Here is an 18,184-nt window from a genome sequence, read left to right as displayed (position 1 = left end):
GTCACCTCCTAAATGTTTCTTTATTTTATTATTAGTATGGGATTCCCATACGCTAATGCATGATCTGGAATATCTTTGGATACAATAGAACCCGCACCAATCTTAACATGATTACCAATGGTAACGCCTGGTAGGATGGTCACATTTGCACCAATCAAGGTATGATCCCCAATTTTCACAGGGCCTGTAGTAAATGCATCTACTAAAAATTCATGTGTTAAAATCGTTGAATTATAGCCAATCACACAATTTTTACCAATCGTGATGTATTCAGGATACAATAAATCAGGAACTACTTTGAAAGCGAATGCTGTATGAGCCCCGATATCCATTTTCAATAATTTACGATATGCCCAATGTTTTAATTTCACATTAGGCAAATAACGGCAAACTTCAATAATTAACGTTTGTTTAAACATTTTCATTCCTTTGACAAAACGATACATATGCCATAAAGGATTTTTACCTTGAACTTGTTGTTTCTTTAAATTACGCATAAATGACTATCACTTCACTTCTTTACTTGGCCATGATAATGGACCAACAGCTTTATAACGTGGCGCATCATATTTAACACGTCTAACAATCATTATGACGACACCTATTATGATTAAAATAATGGACATTAATTGGGCAATTCGGATATCACCTGCAAGCATTAAACTATCCGTACGCATGCCTTCTACAAAGAATCTGCCAATGGAATACCAAATTAAATAGAGACAGAAGGTATCACCAATACGTAAGTGTTTTCTTAATAGAATTAAGATAACAAATCCTAACACATCCCAAATAGACTCATAAAGGAATGTTGGTTGATAGTATTTTCCATCAATATACATATTATTAATTATAAAGTCAGGAATATGTAAGTTTTCAAGGAAAGATTTAGAAACTGTGCCCCCATGCGCTTCATGGTTCATAAAGTTTCCCCATCTTCCAATACCTTGTCCTAAAATCATACTTGGCGCAATCACATCACCAATTTGAAATGGATTAATATTTTTTTGTTTACAAATAATAATACCCGTTACGAATCCACCAATAAGACCACCATGTATGGCAATACCACCCTGCCAAATCATTGGGATTTCAATTGGATGTTGTACATAATACGGCCACTGAAAAATAACGAAATATATTCTAGCAACAATAAAACCAAATATGGCACTCCAAAATATAATATCGACGAGTGTGTCTTGATGGAATCCAATACGTTTCACGCTTGCTTGTGCAATAAAGTAACCTAGCAGTATGCCCATAGCAATAATAATGCCATACCAACGTACTGAAATCGGTCCTAATTCAAACGCAATCGGATCGATATAGCTTAACGTCATCATTGATTATTCCCCTCACTATGATTACCATTACGCAAAATTTCCGCATTTAAACGGTCATTAAATTCTTCTGCTGTATTGATACCCATGATATTCAGTCTATAGTTCATCGCAGCTACTTCAATAATCACCGCCACGTTACGACCTGGTCTTACTGGAATGGTTTTTTTCGTTATTTCTGTGTCTAAAATACGTAATGTTTCTTCGTTTAGCCCTACACGGTCGTATAGTTTTTCTTTATGCCAATTTTCTAAGTGAATATTTAAACGCAGGCGCTTCTCAGTCAGAATTGAACCGGCACCAAATAAAGTCATAACATTTATAATGCCTAGTCCTCTAATTTCTAACAAATGTTCAATTAATTTAGGTGCACGACCTATTAATTCATCTTTACTAATTTCTCTGATTTCAACATTATCATCAGCTACAAGTCTGTGACCGCGTTTGATTAATTCCAGCGCTGTTTCACTTTTACCTATACCAGAATCGCCTGTGATTAACACACCAACACCGTAAACATCAACAAGCACACCATGCAATGAAGTCGTTCTAGCGAGTTCATGCTCTAAAAAGGTAGTCAAACGACTCATCAATTGAGTTGTGGCAATTGTGGACGTGATCAATGGCGTTTCGTGTTCTTTCGCAGCTTCTATAAGTTCTTCCGGAGGTTCTAAATCTCTTGTCACTATAATCGCTGGTGTTTCTGGACGACATAATTTTCTCATACGTCCTTTCCGTTCTTCATCAGGCAATAAATTATAGAAAGATAACTCAGTAGTTCCTAATAATTGAATACGGTCAGAGGCATAATGAGAGAAATAACCTGCCATTTCTAAACCCGGTCTTGATATATCAGTATTTTTAATTTGTTTATTTAAACCCGCTTCACCTGTGATTACTTCAAGCTTAAAGCGTTCTACTAAACTCTGTGTAGTTAACATGCGTTCACCTCTATCATTCTTTCTTCTGCATTTGTACTATGTTCATATCATATCAAAAAGAACTAATAATCTATATTAAAAAGTGCAGACGAAGTATATTTTAATATATGCCTTATATAAATTATATACGATATTTCTTATTAAAAGCTGATTCATTTTAAAATTAACGATAAACTTAACATTTTATGTTTGCGACATGTTATCAAAGGTTAACAATCACAAAAAAGCTCTTGCTTCACACATGTTACATGGTGTCGCAAGAGCTTTGTTATGCTGTTGGAAAATAGAGACGATATAATTGCTATTGTTTTACCGTGTCTCTTTCTAAGACTGGTTTTAAATATTTACCAGTATAACTTGCTTCTACTTCTGCAATCTTTTCAGGTGTACCCGTTGCAACAACAGTACCTCCACCGTCGCCACCTTCTGGACCTAAATCAATAATATGGTCTGCCATTTTAATGACATCTAAATTATGTTCAATAATAACCACAGTGTCACCATTCTCAACTAACTTGTTTAAAACTTTCAGTAATCTACTGATGTCATCCACATGTAAACCTGTTGTAGGTTCGTCGAGTATATAAATGGAGCGTCCTGTTGAACGTTTGTGTAATTCTGATGCAAGTTTCACACGCTGTGCTTCACCACCAGATAACGTTGTCGCAGGTTGACCTAATGTAACATAACCTAAACCAACATCTACTAACGTTTTTAACTTACGATGAATTTTCGGAACATTTTCGAAAAATGCCGTCGCTTCTTCAGCAGTCATCGCTAGGATTTCTGCAATATTTTTCCCTTTATAAGTTACTTCAAGCGTTTCACGATTATATCTCGTGCCACCACAAACTTCACACGGTACGTAGACATCTGGTAAAAAGTGCATTTCAATTTTAATGATACCATCGCCTTTACAAGCTTCACAGCGACCACCTTTAACATTAAAACTAAAACGACCTTTGGTATAACCTCTGACTTTAGATTCATTTGTTTGTGCAAATATATCTCTAATATTATCAAAAACCCCAGTATATGTAGCTGGATTTGATCTTGGCGTACGTCCAATAGGCGATTGATCAATATCTATAATTCGGTCTAATTGATCTATACCATTAATTTCATCATATTCACCTGGTTTCACTTTAGATTTATTGATTTGTTTCGCTAAAGATTTATAAAGCACTTCATTAACTAAAGTACTCTTACCAGAACCTGAAACACCCGTTACAACAGTCATCGTTGATAATGGGAAATCTACATCAATGCCTTTTAAATTATTACTACGCGCACCTTTAACAATAATTTTGCGATCAGTAATGTCTCTTCTTGCTTCTGGCACTTCAATGCGTTTTTTGCCGCTTAAATATTGTCCGGTTAAAGAGTGTTTGTTGCTCATAACTTGCTTAGGTGTACCACTTGCAACAATCTCACCACCATGCTCACCAGCGCCAGGACCAACATCCACTAAATAGTCTGCTGCACGCATGGTATCATCATCGTGTTCAACAACGATTAACGTATTACCTAAATCACGCATTTCTTTTAAAGTGCTAATTAATCTATCGTTATCTCTTTGATGTAAACCTATGGATGGTTCATCTAATACATATAAGACGCCAGAAAGTCTAGAACCAATTTGAGTTGCTAGACGGATACGTTGCGCTTCGCCACCAGATAAAGAGCCAGATGCACGATTTAAAGTTAAGTATTCTAGTCCTACATTATATAAAAATTCTAATCTAGAATTAATTTCTTTCAATATTTGATTGGCAATTTTTTGGTCTTGTTCTGAAAGCGCAATATGATTATAGGCATCTAATGCGTCTTTAATTGAACGCTCAACGACGTCACCAATATTTTTCCCATCTACATAAACTGATAAAGCTTCGCGACTTAAACGTTTACCATGACACGTTTCACAAGGTAACTCAGTCATGTACTTACTCATCATTTCTCTTACTAATTCAGAAGGAGAATCATGGTATCGTCTACTGATATTATTTATAACACCTTCAAACGCCATCGTACGTTTACGAGATTGGCCGTTACGTTGCGTAAATTTGAAGTCTATTTCTTTACCTTTAGATCCGTATAAAATAATATCTTTTTGTCTGTCAGTTAATTTTTTAAATGGTTTGTCCATGTTAATTTTAAACACTTCGCACACGCGTTTTAATATCGTAGGATAAAAATCCGAACTCGATGATTCCCAAGCAACGATTGCACCTTCATTTAAGGTTTTACTCGTATCTGGTACGACTAACTCTAAATCAACCGTTAATTTCTGACCTAATCCATCACATGTAGGGCAAGCACCAAACGGACTATTAAAACTAAACATACGTGGCTCTAACTCACCAATTGAAAAACCACAAATCGGACAAGCATGATTTTCTGAGAACTTCAATTCTTCACCGTCAATGATATCGACAATGAGCGTTCCTTCTGACAATTGTAACGCCGTCTCAATGGAGTCAGCTAAACGCGTTTCGATACCCTCTTTGACAACAAGACGGTCAACTACTACCTCAATTGTATGATTTTTATTTTTATCTAAGGCTGGTACTTCATTGACATCTAATATTTCTCCATCAACACGTACACGTACATAACCTTTTTTTGTTATATCGTCTATCAGTTTTTCTTGAGCGCCCTTTCTATGAGAAACCACAGGTGCTAAGATTTGAATTTTAGAACGTGCTTCTAATTTCATCACTTGGTCAACCATTTGTTGAACTGTTTGTGATTCTATTTCAATACCATGGTTAGGGCAAAAAGGTTTACCGATACGCGCATATAGTAAACGAATATAATCATAAATTTCTGTGACTGTCGCCACAGTAGATCTTGGGTTTTTACTAGTTGTTTTTTGATCAATTGAAATCGCTGGTGATAAACCTTCAATCGTATCGACATCCGGTTTATCCATTTGACCTAAAAATTGTCGTGCATAGGCACTGAGAGATTCAACATATCTGCGTTGACCTTCTGCATATATTGTATCGAAAGCAAGTGATGACTTTCCTGAACCGGAAAGCCCTGTCATAACTATTAATTTATCTTTTGGTATTTCAATATCTACATTTTTTAAATTGTGGGCACGTGCCCCTTTAACTACAATGGATGGTTGCTTCATTTGTGTCACCCTTCTGCTTTTAATTCAAATAGCATATCTCTAAGCTCTGTGGCTTTTTCGAAATCTAAATCTTTTGCGGCTTGCTTCATTTCTTTTTCTATATTTGCAATTGTTTTTTCGCGTTCTTTCTTCGTCATTTTCTTCGGTACTTCTGTTTGTTGTTGCTCATTTGTTTCATCGTTTTCAACAGTAGCACTAATCACGTCATGTATTTTTTTATTAATTGTAGTAGGCGTAATGTTATATTTTTCATTATATGCTTCTTGTATCGTACGACGACGTTCCGTCTCATCTAACGCATAGCGCATGGAGTCAGTAATTTTATCTCCATACATGATAACTTCCCCGCGACTATTACGTGCGGCACGTCCAATTGTCTGAACAAGTGATCTTTGAGAACGTAAAAATCCTTCTTTGTCAGCATCTAAAATAACAACAAGAGACACTTCTGGTATATCAATACCCTCTCTTAACAAGTTAATTCCAACAATGACATCATACGTACCCATTCTTAAATCTCTAATGATTTCTATACGTTCGAGTGTTTTAATTTCAGAATGCAGATAATTTACTTTGATGCCTGCTTCTTTTAAATATGTCGTTAAATCTTCACTCATTTTCTTAGTCAACGTTGTAACAAGTACACGCTCATTTCGATCGATTCGATCCTGTATCTCACCAAGTAAATCATCAATTTGATTTTCTGTAGGGCGCACTTCAATCTTAGGATCTAACAGACCGGTTGGACGTATGATTTGTTGAACCATCTCATCTGTATGCTCAAGTTCAAATGGTCCTGGTGTGGCTGAAACATAAACCAACTGTTTCGTTTTTTCTTCGAATTCCTCGAATTTTAAAGGTCTATTATCTAGTGCACTCGGCAAACGGAATCCGTGGTCAACTAATACTTGTTTACGAGCACGGTCACCATTATACATACCTCTAATCTGCGGCAAAGTTACGTGCGACTCATCAATCATGACTAACCAGTCATCTCCGAAATAATCAAGTAATGTATAAGGTGTTGACCCCATAGGACGTAATGTTAAGTGAACGGAATAATTTTCTATACCCGAACAGAATCCCATTTCTCTCATCATTTCTAAATCATAATTGGTACGTTGCTCTAAACGTTGCGCTTCTAACAATTTATTTTCTGCATTTAATTCAGCTAAACGTTCTTCTAATTCGTTCTCAATTCTTTGAATTGCTGATTTCATTTTTTCTTCACGTGTTACGAAGTGAGATGCTGGGAAGATTGCAAAATGATCGCGTTCTCTTAATACTTCTCCAGTTAAGTAATTTACTTCACGAATACGATCAATCTCATCACCAAAGAATTCTACACGGATACACATTTCTTCTCTAGATGCAGGGAAAATCTCAACGACATCTCCTCTAACTCTAAACGTACCGCGTCTAAAATCTATATCATTTCTTGTATATTGGACGTCCACTAATTTTTTAAGTAATTCACTTCTATCCATCTCCATGCCAGCACGTATACTAACGACTAAATCACGGTATTCTTCTGGATTACCCAAACCGTAGATACAACTGACACTGGCAATCACAATCACGTCATCTCTCTCAAACAACGCACTGGTAGCTGAATGTCGTAACTGGTCAATCTCATCATTGATTGAAGCGTCTTTTTCTATAAAAGTGTCAGTTGAAGGCACATAGGCTTCTGGTTGATAATAGTCATAGTAACTTACAAAGTATTCCACTCTATTTTCAGGAAAAAATTCTTTGAACTCACTATATAATTGGCCTGCTAAGGTCTTATTATGTGCGATAATCAGTGTTGGTTTACCAACCTGTTTGATTACATTACTCATCGTAAATGTCTTACCAGTACCAGTTGCGCCTAATAGCGTTTGGTGTCTTTTCCCTTCATTAACACCATTTACAATTTTTTGAATTGCTTCTGGCTGATCCCCTTGAGGTTCAAATTCAGAATGCAGTTTGAACGGATAATGTTCCATGGCGACACATGCCTCCTAATTAAGTCTATATCTCTTATTTCGAACCTATTACAATTTGTTTATCTTAAAACGTTCATATATTGATTCTTTACATATCATTTATTCAGATGAATGGTTCTATACTCGTTATATATATTAACAGATTTATGAATACAAAAACAAACATTTGTTCGTAGTTTTAATACTTCTTTTTATAAAGAAAAAACAAACATAGTATGTCACCATGTTTGCATCCATTTGATTTTATATCATAAAAACTTCTTTATTTTTGAAGTTATATTATTATAAATCTCTTATTTAATTATAGCAATTAGGTTGCTCAATGCTTATTATTCAATCATCATCTTTTTTATGCAACTCTAATTGGTCGATGATAAGATACCCCGCTAATAATGAAACGACATCTATGAAAATGATCCATTCATTATGAAAGAACCCCTTTTCAACTGATGCACCTATTAAAATTAAAGTCAATATTGTACCTACCCATTTGCTTCTTGTTAGCACACTGAACAATATAACAAAAACACATGGGAAAAAGGATGCCAATATATACCAAATCATGGAGTTCACCCATTCCTATTATTTAAAATTGCCATTGTTGTTTCACGCAATTCAGATCTTGGTATGAATTTCTCTGTTAGCATCTCTGGGATGATATTCTCGATAAAATCTTGAACTGAGCTAAGATGATCAAATTGCATGATTGTCTCTAGTGACATTTCATAAATTTCAAAAAATAACTGTTCTGGATTACGTTTTTGTATTTCTCCGAAAGTTTCATATAATAAGTCAATTTTATCAGCAACCGACAACAATTGTCCTTCTAAGGAATCATCTTTACCTTCTTGTAATCGCTCACGATAAATAGCTTGATATGGCTCTGGAATTTCCTCATTTATAAAATGGTCTACCATTTCTTCTTCTACTTGAGAAAATAATTTTTTCAATTCTCCACTTGCATATTTCACCGGTGTCTTAATATCGCCAGTAAATATTTCGGCAAAATCATGATTTAATGCTTTCTCATATAAACTTTTCCAATCGACTTCATTACCATGATATTCCTCTACAGTACCTAAATATTGAGCGATTTTTGTCACTTTGAATGAATGAGCAGCGACGTTATGCTCAAAATATTTAAATTTACCCGGCAATCTAATTAATTTTTCCAAATCAGATAAACGTTTAAAATATTGATGTACACCCATGACATCGCCTCCTAGTTTATTAAAAATTGATTATTCTTGATTTTATAATATCATTCAACGCGTTAAATGTCTTATCAATATCATTGAAAAATAATAATCATTTAATTTAACTCATATAATAAAAATAGGTTATATTTCAACGGTATAGTTATCAATGATTTAGGTATAGTCTGGGCGTAGTACAAAAATATTGGATTTGTTTCTATGACGTTGGTGATTGATGACGCATCAAAAACGATGCTGATTGAAAGACTGCTACAATCGTTTATTTAAGCTACTCTGCTTGTTATCTATACATTAAAAGTTCGAGATATTGCCTCATATCCCGAACTCTTATTTAGATAGCGTCACTTCAAATCAAATCATTTTCTACATAGAAGGATAGATTTGTTTTAGTGAATATAATTATATTGGCCTGTGTTATGGATTGTTCTATATGATTTTTGACCTACACCTTGCCAATTCATTTCAGATACGACAATTGAACCATCTGCATTTTTACTTTCAACAACACCTACATGACCATAGTTACCTGCAGTACTTTGGAATATAGCACCTACTTCAGGCGTATTGTTCACTTGATAGCCACTTTGCTGTGCTGCTGAAGCCCAATTATTCGCATTTCCCCATAAGTTTCCAACTGATTTCCCTAATTGTTGTCGACGATCAAAAGCATAATATGTACATTGGCCCCAATCATAATAGTTACTTCCGTTAGATGCGTGTGACACTGGGCTATACTGATAATTTGAAGTTACCTGTTCATTTGCAGTTGTATTCGAAACTTGCTGTCTATCCGAAGCGGAATAATCATTGTTCTGCCATGTTTGCGTTGCATTTGGCGTGATATTCCCTGACGTACGCACATTACGCATAGTATTATTTTCTGCTGTATTGTGTTCGTCATGATTTATTTGTGCTGTTGGTTGAACTGCTTCATGACTATTAAATATTTGCTGTAATTGGTTATTAAGATGCGCTGAACCTTTTTCTGATACCGCAACTAATTGACCTGGATAAATGACTTCACCTAAATTTGGATTCAATTGATACAATTGACTCATTGTCATTTGATGTCTTTCAGCAATTGCTTTAATCGTATCTCCATCCTTAACTTCTACAATGTCAGAATCCGGTAATACGATGGTTTCCCCAACTTGAACATAGTCTCTATTCTGTAAGTGATTTAAATTTTGTATTTCTGTCGTAGTAGTTGCAAATGTTTGTGCTATATCTGTCAAATTAGCATCTTCTTTTACTGTGTGTATTTGGTCTGCTGATGCAACATGGTTCAAACCAAAAAACAAGGCTGCCGAGGTGATAGAAAATGTTAAACCTTTCTTCATTAAGTTTTCATCCTTTACTGTCTTAATTTTAATCAAACATACTATAGCATAATAAAAACAAAGATTTTCTATTGTTATGGTTTTGTAACATAACAGTCAACTTTATATTTCAAACACCTATATTACAAGTCGATAAAAACGCCACAAACCTTGCCATTAAAGTATTTAACATGTTTGATATGATAGATTTGAAAACTTACTCGTAATATTAAAAATTGCATTTTACATATTTAATTAAATATTTATCTGTCCTTTATCAAACAAAAAGAGCCAGATCACAATCTGAACTTTTAATAAGATTGCGCGCTGACTCTACATATTTAAATATATCTTTCTTATATTATGTTTCATTAAAATAGCTGTTTAATAGCTACTTAACCTTCATTTTCATGTTGATCCATTTGACTGCGTAAGAATGCTTCAATAAATGGACCAATGTCGCCATCCATAACAGCATCTACTTTACCCGTTTCTTCGTTTGTACGGTGATCTTTAACCATAGCATAAGGATGGAATACGTAAGATCTAATTTGACTACCCCAGCCGATTTCTTTTTGCTCACCACGAATTTCTGCCATTTCTTGTTCTTGCTCTTCAATTTTTAATTGATATAGTTTAGATTTCAATGTTTTCATTGCTGCTTCTCTGTTTTTGATTTGTGAACGTTCATTTTGGTTATTTACTACGATCCCTGTTGGATGGTGTGTAATTCTAATCGCTGATTCAGTTTTGTTAATGTGTTGCCCACCAGCACCAGAAGCTCTAAATGTATCGACTGTGATATCATCTGGATTAATATCAATTTCAATCTCAGTATTATTGAATTGAGGTATAACATCACATGATGCAAATGATGTATGTCTTCGACCAGATGAATCGAAAGGTGAAATACGCACAAGACGATGCACGCCTTTTTCAGCTTTTAAATAACCATATGCGTTATGTCCCTTAACGATAAGCGTCACACTTTTAACACCTGCTTCATCACCAGGTAAATAGTCCGCAATTTCGACGTTGAATCCTTTCTGCTCACAATAACGTTGATACATTCTCAAGAGCATATTCGTCCAATCCTGTGACTCTGTGCCGCCTGCACCTGGATGTAATTCCATAATGGCATTATTCGCGTCATAAGGCCCATCAAGTAATAATTGTAACTCGAACTGATCTAATTCATTTTTAAAATCTTGAACGCTTTGCTCTAAATCTTGCTTCATCGTTTCATCATCTTCTTCGAGTAACAAAGCTCTCGTAGTATCCATATCTTCAAGTTCAGACTCTAATGTTCTATATGCATTCACTACTGATTTTAAAGCATTATTCTTATCAATAACGTCCTGAGCCTTTTCTTGGTTATCCCAAAATGTTGGATCGGTCATCATTTCTTCATATTCTTGTATGTTCGTCTCTTTTGCTTCTAAGTCAAAGAGACCCCCTAAGTTGTTCTAGTTTTTCATTATACGTATCTATATTACGTTTTATCTCTGACAATTCCATCATGCATCTCTCCTATGATTATTTGAATGAAATAATAAACTATAACGTATTTCATTTATTTGAAGTTAATAACTCTATTCTACAGAAGTTTGCGGTTTAATTACAACTTTATCTAATTCAAATAAATACCTAACCAAACTTAATTACAAAATAAAACCGAAAGTTAATGACTGCTCATCAAAACTTCCGGTTTTATAACCTGTCACTATGAACTATGCACCGTGACAGTTTTTATATTTTTTCCCGCTTCCACAAGGGCAAGGGTCATTTCTACCAATATGTTCATCTTTCACATAAGGTTCTGCTTTAGCTTTTTCTTTACCATCTTCGGCTGAAACGTGCTCTGCTTTACCAAAGTCTGTTGTTTTATCTCTTTCAAGATCATCTTCTACTGAAACAACCGATTTCAAGATATACTTACTAACATCTTCTTCGATATTTTGCATCATCGTATCGAAAAGTTGATGACCTTCATTTTGATAATCGCGTAAAGGATTTTGTTGACCATAAGAACGCAGATGAATACCTTGTCTTAATTGATCCATCGTATCAATATGATCTGTCCAATGCGTATCTATAGAACGAAGTAAAATCATTCGTTCAAATTCATCAAATTGTGTTCCAATTTTTTCTTTTTGGTCTTTTAATGCAATTTCAACTTTATTCCAAACGAATTCGAAGATATCCTCGTTGTCTTTACCTTTAATATCTTCAACTTTTATATCGCCTTCATTTAAGAATACATCGTCTACATAGTTAATGAATGGTTTATAATCTGGATCGTCCGCTTCTTCATTTACATAGTAGTTCACGCTTCTTTCAAGTGTTGAGCGTAGCATGTCATTAACTAAACCACCACTTTCATCACTATCGATGATACTATTACGTTCACCATAAATAATTTCACGTTGTTTACGTAAAACATCATCATATTCAAGTACACGTTTACGTGCGTCGAAGTTATTACCCTCAACACGTTTTTGCGCAGATTCAACCGCACGTGAAACCATTTTAGATTCAATTGGCGTGGAATCATCCATACCTAAACGGTTCATCATGTTTTGCAAACGTTCTGAACCAAAGCGCACCATCAGTTCATCTTGAAGTGATAAGTAGAAACGACTGTCCCCTTTATCACCTTGACGTCCTGAACGACCACGTAATTGATCATCAATACGACGTGACTCATGACGTTCTGTGCCGATAACAGCTAAACCACCAAGTTCTTGAACACCATCACCTAGTTTGATATCCGTACCACGACCAGCCATGTTGGTAGCTATAGTTACTGCGCCTCGTTGACCAGCACCTGCAACAATATCGGCTTCACGTTCATGGTTTTTAGCATTTAAAACATTATGACGCACGCCATTTTTCTTCAATAAATTTGAAATGTATTCACTGGTTTCAACTGCAACTGTACCAAGTAATACCGGTTGGCCAGCTTTATGTTTTTCAATAACGTCTTGAACAACTGCATCAAATTTACCCTTTTGACTAATATAAATTAAGTCTGGTTTATCAACACGTTGCACTGGTTTGTTTGTAGGAATTTGTGTAACCGTCATATTATAAATGTTTCTAAACTCTTCTTCTTCGGTCTTCGCTGTACCTGTCATACCAGATAACTTATTATACATTCTGAAATAGTTTTGGAATGTGATTGAGGCCATTGTTTTAGATTCATTTTGAATTTTCACACCCTCTTTAGCTTCAATCGCTTGGTGCAAGCCTTCAGAGAAACGACGTCCAGGCATTGTACGACCCGTAAATTGGTCTACAATAAGGACTTCACCGTTATTAACCATGTAGTCAACATCTCTTTGTAATGTCACGTGCGCACGTAGTGCCGTATTGATATGACTGATAACATCTACATTATTTACATCATATAAATTATCAATTTTAAACATGCGCTCTGCTTTATCGATACCTTGTTCAGTTAATTGTACCGCTTTTGTTTTTTCGTCATAATTATAATCATCTTCACTCTTAAGCATTTTTGCAAACACATTTGCTTGTGTATAAAGTGATGTCGATTTCTCTGCTTCACCAGAAATAATTAAAGGTGTACGTGCTTCATCAATTAAGATGGAGTCAACCTCATCGATAATCGCAAAGTTTAATGGTCTCATTACACGTTCTTCTGCATAATTTACCATGTTGTCACGCAAGTAATCGAAACCTAATTCATTATTTGTACAATACGTAATATCACACGCATATGCTTCACGTTTTTCAGTAGTTGTTTTACTATTTAAATTTAAACCTACAGAAAGTCCTAAAAATTCATACAGTTCAGCCATTTCTTGACTCTGAACACTTGATAAATATTCATTGACTGTTATGACATGTACACCGCGACCAGTTAACGCATTTAAATATACGGGCATTGTCGCTGTCAACGTTTTACCTTCACCTGTTCTCATTTCGGAAATATCGCCGCCATGAATCGCGATTCCACCCATAACTTGCACTTTGTAAGGAATCATATTAAACACACGTTTTGACCCTTCTCGTACTAGTGCAAATGCTTCCGGTAAAATATCATCCAATATTTTGTTTTGTTTTTTTATATCTTCTTCGCTCTGTAATTTTTCTTGGAATGCGCTTGTTTTGGCTTTAATTTCTTCATCAGTTAATATCGACATATCCTCTTCAAGTGCGAGGACCTTGTCGGCTAATTTACCAAGGCGTTTTATTTCTTTTTTATTGCCATCTGCAATTTTTGATAAAAAACCCATTCTGTTCGCTCCTTTAGCTTTTTAACTCTTCGCTTACAACAACTTATGATATCATTTATAAGCTTAAATTTACACTTATTGACTTGTCTAAAGTGTCTTACATTGAAATTATATTTCTTGTCCACTTACATTTCTATTTATTTTAAAATAATTGATTATAATCTTGTTCAATAAAAATATACACAAATAGCTATATCACTTTCAAATTATTACATAGTAACATAGCAAAAATTAAGCGTCCACGATTTAACATCATCGTGAACGCTATAGTATAAATGCTACTTAACTTACATCAAACGTCTTATTCAGTTGTTTCAATCAAACCATATTTTCCATCTTTTCTTTTATATACAATACTAGTACCGTCTGTTTCACGATCCGTAAAGATGAAGAAATCATGTCCTAATAAATCCATTTGAAGCACTGCTTCTTCAGAATCCATTGGTTTCAAACTGAAATTTTTTGCACGAATAATTTCGATTTCATTATCCGCTTCATTTTCATCATTTTGAATTTCAACTGCTTCTTTTTCTTCTGGTAGTGAAGCAAACGCTTCTTGCTCACCACGATTTCTATTTCTACGATTTACACGTGTTTTGTATTTTCTAACTTGTCTTTCAAGTTTGTTATTAATTAAATCAATACCTGCATACAAATCATCGTTACGTTCTTCAGCTCTTAATGTAACATTTTTCAATGGAATTGTTACTTCGATCTTAGTAGCTGAGTTTTGATACGTTTTCACTTTAACGTGTGCTGTTGCATTTGGCACATCATTAAAATAACGCTCTAATTTACCAATTTTCTCCTCAATATAGTTGCGAATCGCATCAGTAATAGTGAGGTTCTCTCCGTGAATTTCAAATCTGATCATAATCATCGACTCCTTTAAAACCTCTATATTGGTAATATTGCTTACTAATATAATACCACGTTTAGTCTACCGTGCAAACGTAAACACATCGAATTTTCTGATTTTTCTAACATATACTTTTTCAATCGCATGATGAACCGTTAAGCCAGTAGTATAAATGTCATCCACAAGTAAAATACTTTTATCTTCTAAATTGATATCTTTTGATACTTCAAATGGATTATCAAGTCGCGCTCTATGTAGCTTGCCTAATAATGATTGTTTAGGCCTCACCTTAGTTTGAAGTATAGATTCATATGGTACTTGCTGTTTATCTAACACACAAGTAACTGGATTAAAGGTGCGATTGATATCTCTTTCTACAGGAGATGGAATTGGAATAATTAAATCGTAAGACTGTTTCGGTAGTGTGAGTTGTTCTGCCAAAATTTCACAAATTGCTACATCTTTTAACAATTTGTATTGATGTATCAGTTGTTTCACTACGCCTTTATATTGATAATTACAATATAATTGATTCATTAACGGAAATTTAACTGCTAAGAACGCACAATCTAGACATTTATGCTCCCCTTGATCAAGTTTTTTTAGACATTTTGTACAACGCCCTTCCAATACGATTTTGTTTTCTTCCCATAGTTCTATACAATTTACACACATCTTTACAGGCTTTTTATAAAAATTAAGCGCATCGAACATTTCTGTTAACTTGGCATCACATTGTATACATCTAGCCATCAATCCACTTCTTTTTTAGTGCTAACTGATTCATATCTATAATTGCTTTTCGAGCTTTTAACATAGGCAAAGTAATACCTTCATGTAAAAATAATACGAGCCCTGTTGGTTCCTCTATCTTTCTTCCAACTCTACCAGCGATTTGTATTAACGCACTCTTATTAAAAATTTGGCTATTACAGACGATGACATCTAATTTGGCCATGGTAAATCCTCTTTCTAATATTGTTGTAGTAAAAATGACTTGGTTATCCCCATTTCTTAAAGCTTTGACTTTTTCAAATCTTAAGGCATCTTCGCTATATACATAAGTTAATGACGTTATTTCCTTTTTATAGCGATGATATGCTGTTTTCATTAAATTGATATTATCGAAAAACACGAGTGTATAACGCTCTGTTAAGATTTGTTTTTTTAGTATCTTCAGCAATGCATATTGTATTTTATGTTGCTTTAATTTGAAATATTTAAAACGCGGTACAGGTAATGGCTGTCTATGATATCTCGCAGGTAGTGTGATGACATCAGATGGATTCATCTTCTTTAATAAATGTCTAGGCGGTGTAGCCGTCATAAATATATGACAGTGTGTCGCTTTTGATGCATGAGTAATCGCTTCTTGTAATGAATGATCCATTACTAAAGGAAATGCATCTACTTCGTCAACAATAATTAAATCAAAATGATGCTTGAATCGATATAATTGATGTACGGTTGAAATGATAAAGTGCCCATCAAAGCGCTGTGTTTGACCTTGGTAAAGTACATCAATCTGATCTGAAGAAAATGCCTTTTTAATCCTCATACTAATTTCTATCACAACATCTACCCTAGGGGATACAATCGCGACATTATCCCCTCTACTACGCGCATAATGAATACCTTCAAATATCATTTCTGTTTTTCCAGCACCAGTGACTGCATATAAAATTTTAGTTTCATAATCTTTAATTGCCTTTAGAATTGCTATCGATGCAAAAGTTTGTTGTTCAGACAGTTTGAAATCTAACTGATATATGCCCTGAGACGCAACATTTTTAGATTTTGTAATAAAGATTGGCTTTATATTATCCATTCTTCCTAAATTGATACAATTTCTACAATAGACTATTTCTTTTTTTAATATAGTTGAATAATAATTATAAAAATGACGCGGTTCTTTCGTATGACATTGCATACACTGCCATTGATTATGTTTTTTTATAATGCCAGTTGAAGTCTTATCAATGATTTCATCGGTCAGTAACGTTTTATCTAACATAAGTCGACCATAATATTTTATTTGCCTTACCTCCAAAAAAAGACATGTAACACCCAATAGGCGTGACATGTCTCTAATTTATTCATTAATTTAATCTGTGCGAATGGTACTTCCAATATACCCTAAACCAATACCACCAGATCCTAAATGTGCAGCAATGACTGGTCCAAAGCTAGAACGATAAATATTGTACTGAGGATAGTTAGTTTCTAATTCTTGTTGAATCCAATCTGAATCTTCAGGAATATCACCCTCAATTACAAATAACGTAACTTCATCTAGATTTTTGACTTCATTTATCACTTTTTCAACCATTTTACGCAAAGCACGTTTTTTAGTTCTTACTTTTTCATCTGGAACAATTTTGCCATCTTCGAACTTTAACACTGGCTTCATCTTCAACATCGTTCCAATCCAAGCTTGCGCACCTGTAATTCGACCACTTTTTTGTAAATTTTTCAAATCATCTACCATGAGTACTGCACCTGTTACTTCACGGATTGCATGTAATGCTTCAATGATAGCTTTAGGTTCATAGCCTTGTTCAATCATTTCTATCGCTTTAAGGACATATCCACCTTCAACCATCGCAGCTAATTTAGAATCAAACGTATGGACATTAATGTCTGAGACCATTTCACCTGCTTGTGTCGCAGTTTGATAGCACCCACTGATTCCAGAAGAAAGAAATACACAAATGACATCTGTATAGCCTTCTTCGCGAAGTTGCTCGAAATTCTCCAGAAAATCTCCGATTGCAGGTTGGCTCGTTGTTGGAATTGTAGCTGAGGTCTTCATACGTTCATAAAATTCGTCTGTTGAAATGGATGCATTCTCAACGTAATTCTCACCACTATCAAATGTGACACTAAGTGGTGCAACTTTGATATTATATTTGTCTATTAATGTTTGAGATAGATAACTCGTTGAATCTGTCAAGACAGCAATCTTCATCCTAATCCTCCTCAATTATACTCACAACTATGATACCTTATTTTCAACCAAAAGAAAATTTATTTTTACATTTATGCTTGTATTCAATACAGTGTATAATACAAAGGTAGCGATGATGATAAACATTATTACAATGGATAAAATCTATAGA

At 34.6% G+C, this 18,184-nt stretch carries 14 protein-coding genes; all 14 read right to left on the bottom strand.

Annotation, left to right across the window (positions count from 1 at the left end):
* Positions 1-20: 20 nt before the first annotated feature.
* Positions 21-497 (bottom strand): acyltransferase, encoded by a 477-nt coding sequence (locus tag ACM595_RS12495; RefSeq protein WP_002483897.1) that lies wholly within the window; start codon positions 495-497, stop codon positions 21-23.
* Positions 498-506: 9 nt separating this feature from the next.
* Positions 507-1,343 (bottom strand): prolipoprotein diacylglyceryl transferase, encoded by an 837-nt coding sequence (lgt, locus tag ACM595_RS12490; protein WP_002483898.1) that lies wholly within the window; start codon positions 1,341-1,343, stop codon positions 507-509.
* Complete coding sequence (hprK, locus tag ACM595_RS12485) at positions 1,340-2,281, bottom strand: HPr(Ser) kinase/phosphatase (protein ID WP_002483899.1); 942 nt, start codon at positions 2,279-2,281, stop codon at positions 1,340-1,342. Before hprK ends, lgt begins: the two co-directional genes overlap by 4 nt.
* Before the next feature lie 301 nt (positions 2,282-2,582).
* Positions 2,583-5,420, bottom strand: coding sequence for an excinuclease ABC subunit UvrA (gene uvrA, locus ACM595_RS12480; protein WP_037538951.1), 2,838 nt, complete (start codon positions 5,418-5,420; stop codon positions 2,583-2,585).
* 5 nt (positions 5,421-5,425) lie between these two features.
* Positions 5,426-7,408 carry an excinuclease ABC subunit UvrB gene (gene uvrB / locus ACM595_RS12475; RefSeq protein WP_002483901.1) on the bottom strand — a complete coding sequence of 661 codons (1,983 nt, stop codon included), beginning with the start codon at positions 7,406-7,408 and terminating at the stop codon, positions 5,426-5,428.
* Positions 7,409-7,741: 333 nt separating this feature from the next.
* A complete protein-coding gene (locus ACM595_RS12470; RefSeq protein WP_037538954.1) occupies positions 7,742-7,972 on the bottom strand; it encodes a CsbA family protein in 231 nt (76 codons plus the stop codon).
* Between the two features lie 5 nt (positions 7,973-7,977).
* Complete coding sequence (locus ACM595_RS12465; RefSeq protein ID WP_002483903.1) at positions 7,978-8,619, bottom strand: YfbR-like 5'-deoxynucleotidase; 642 nt, start codon at positions 8,617-8,619, stop codon at positions 7,978-7,980.
* A gap of 392 nt (positions 8,620-9,011) precedes the next feature.
* Positions 9,012-9,965, bottom strand: a complete 954-nt coding sequence (locus ACM595_RS12460; protein ID WP_002483904.1) for a COG3942 and LysM peptidoglycan-binding domain-containing protein — start codon at positions 9,963-9,965, stop codon at positions 9,012-9,014.
* A 374-nt stretch (positions 9,966-10,339) separates the two neighbouring features.
* A protein-coding gene (gene prfB, locus ACM595_RS12455) for a peptide chain release factor 2 (protein WP_100217404.1) occupies positions 10,340-11,462 on the bottom strand; the annotation gives its coding sequence in 2 pieces (ribosomal slippage) (positions 10,340-11,389 and positions 11,391-11,462; 1,122 coding nt in all).
* A 212-nt stretch (positions 11,463-11,674) separates the two neighbouring features.
* On the bottom strand, positions 11,675-14,206 hold the full coding sequence (gene secA / locus ACM595_RS12450; protein ID WP_419744316.1) for a preprotein translocase subunit SecA: 2,532 nt from the start codon (positions 14,204-14,206) through the stop codon (positions 11,675-11,677).
* Positions 14,207-14,507: 301 nt separating this feature from the next.
* Positions 14,508-15,080, bottom strand: a complete 573-nt coding sequence (gene hpf, locus ACM595_RS12445) for a ribosome hibernation-promoting factor, HPF/YfiA family (protein WP_037538957.1) — start codon at positions 15,078-15,080, stop codon at positions 14,508-14,510.
* Positions 15,081-15,146: 66 nt separating this feature from the next.
* Positions 15,147-15,818 carry a ComF family protein gene (locus ACM595_RS12440; protein WP_002483908.1) on the bottom strand — a complete coding sequence of 224 codons (672 nt, stop codon included), beginning with the start codon at positions 15,816-15,818 and terminating at the stop codon, positions 15,147-15,149.
* Complete coding sequence (locus ACM595_RS12435) at positions 15,811-17,079, bottom strand: DEAD/DEAH box helicase family protein (protein WP_419744315.1); 1,269 nt, start codon at positions 17,077-17,079, stop codon at positions 15,811-15,813. The genes ACM595_RS12440 and ACM595_RS12435 overlap by 8 nt, the downstream gene beginning before the upstream one ends.
* A 90-nt stretch (positions 17,080-17,169) precedes the next feature.
* Complete coding sequence (gene fakB1, locus ACM595_RS12430) at positions 17,170-18,033, bottom strand: fatty acid kinase binding subunit FakB1 (protein WP_002483910.1); 864 nt, start codon at positions 18,031-18,033, stop codon at positions 17,170-17,172.
* Between the last annotated feature and the right edge of the window lie 151 nt (positions 18,034-18,184).

The sequence above is a fragment of the Staphylococcus sp. LKG3-1 genome, from assembly GCF_048568385.1.
GTDB lineage: Bacteria > Bacillota > Bacilli > Staphylococcales > Staphylococcaceae > Staphylococcus > Staphylococcus saprophyticus.
This window is presented reverse-complemented; position numbering and strand designations above follow the sequence as displayed.

Excerpts from the sequence above, each read along its gene's own strand:
- ACM595_RS12495 (WP_002483897.1), bottom strand. The coding sequence starts at position 497 with ATGCGTAATTTAAAGAAACAACAAGTTCAAGGTAAAAATCCTTTATGG.
- lgt (WP_002483898.1), bottom strand. The coding sequence starts at position 1,343 with ATGATGACGTTAAGCTATATCGATCCGATTGCGTTTGAATTAGGACCG.
- hprK (WP_002483899.1), bottom strand. The coding sequence starts at position 2,281 with ATGTTAACTACACAGAGTTTAGTAGAACGCTTTAAGCTTGAAGTAATC.
- uvrA (WP_037538951.1), bottom strand. The coding sequence starts at position 5,420 with ATGAAGCAACCATCCATTGTAGTTAAAGGGGCACGTGCCCACAATTTA.
- uvrB (WP_002483901.1), bottom strand. The coding sequence starts at position 7,408 with ATGGAACATTATCCGTTCAAACTGCATTCTGAATTTGAACCTCAAGGG.
- ACM595_RS12470 (WP_037538954.1), bottom strand. The coding sequence starts at position 7,972 with ATGATTTGGTATATATTGGCATCCTTTTTCCCATGTGTTTTTGTTATA.
- ACM595_RS12465 (WP_002483903.1), bottom strand. The coding sequence starts at position 8,619 with ATGGGTGTACATCAATATTTTAAACGTTTATCTGATTTGGAAAAATTA.
- ACM595_RS12460 (WP_002483904.1), bottom strand. The coding sequence starts at position 9,965 with ATGAAGAAAGGTTTAACATTTTCTATCACCTCGGCAGCCTTGTTTTTT.
- secA (WP_419744316.1), bottom strand. The coding sequence starts at position 14,206 with ATGGGTTTTTTATCAAAAATTGCAGATGGCAATAAAAAAGAAATAAAA.
- hpf (WP_037538957.1), bottom strand. The coding sequence starts at position 15,080 with ATGATCAGATTTGAAATTCACGGAGAGAACCTCACTATTACTGATGCG.
- ACM595_RS12440 (WP_002483908.1), bottom strand. The coding sequence starts at position 15,818 with ATGGCTAGATGTATACAATGTGATGCCAAGTTAACAGAAATGTTCGAT.
- ACM595_RS12435 (WP_419744315.1), bottom strand. The coding sequence starts at position 17,079 with ATGTTAGATAAAACGTTACTGACCGATGAAATCATTGATAAGACTTCA.
- fakB1 (WP_002483910.1), bottom strand. The coding sequence starts at position 18,033 with ATGAAGATTGCTGTCTTGACAGATTCAACGAGTTATCTATCTCAAACA.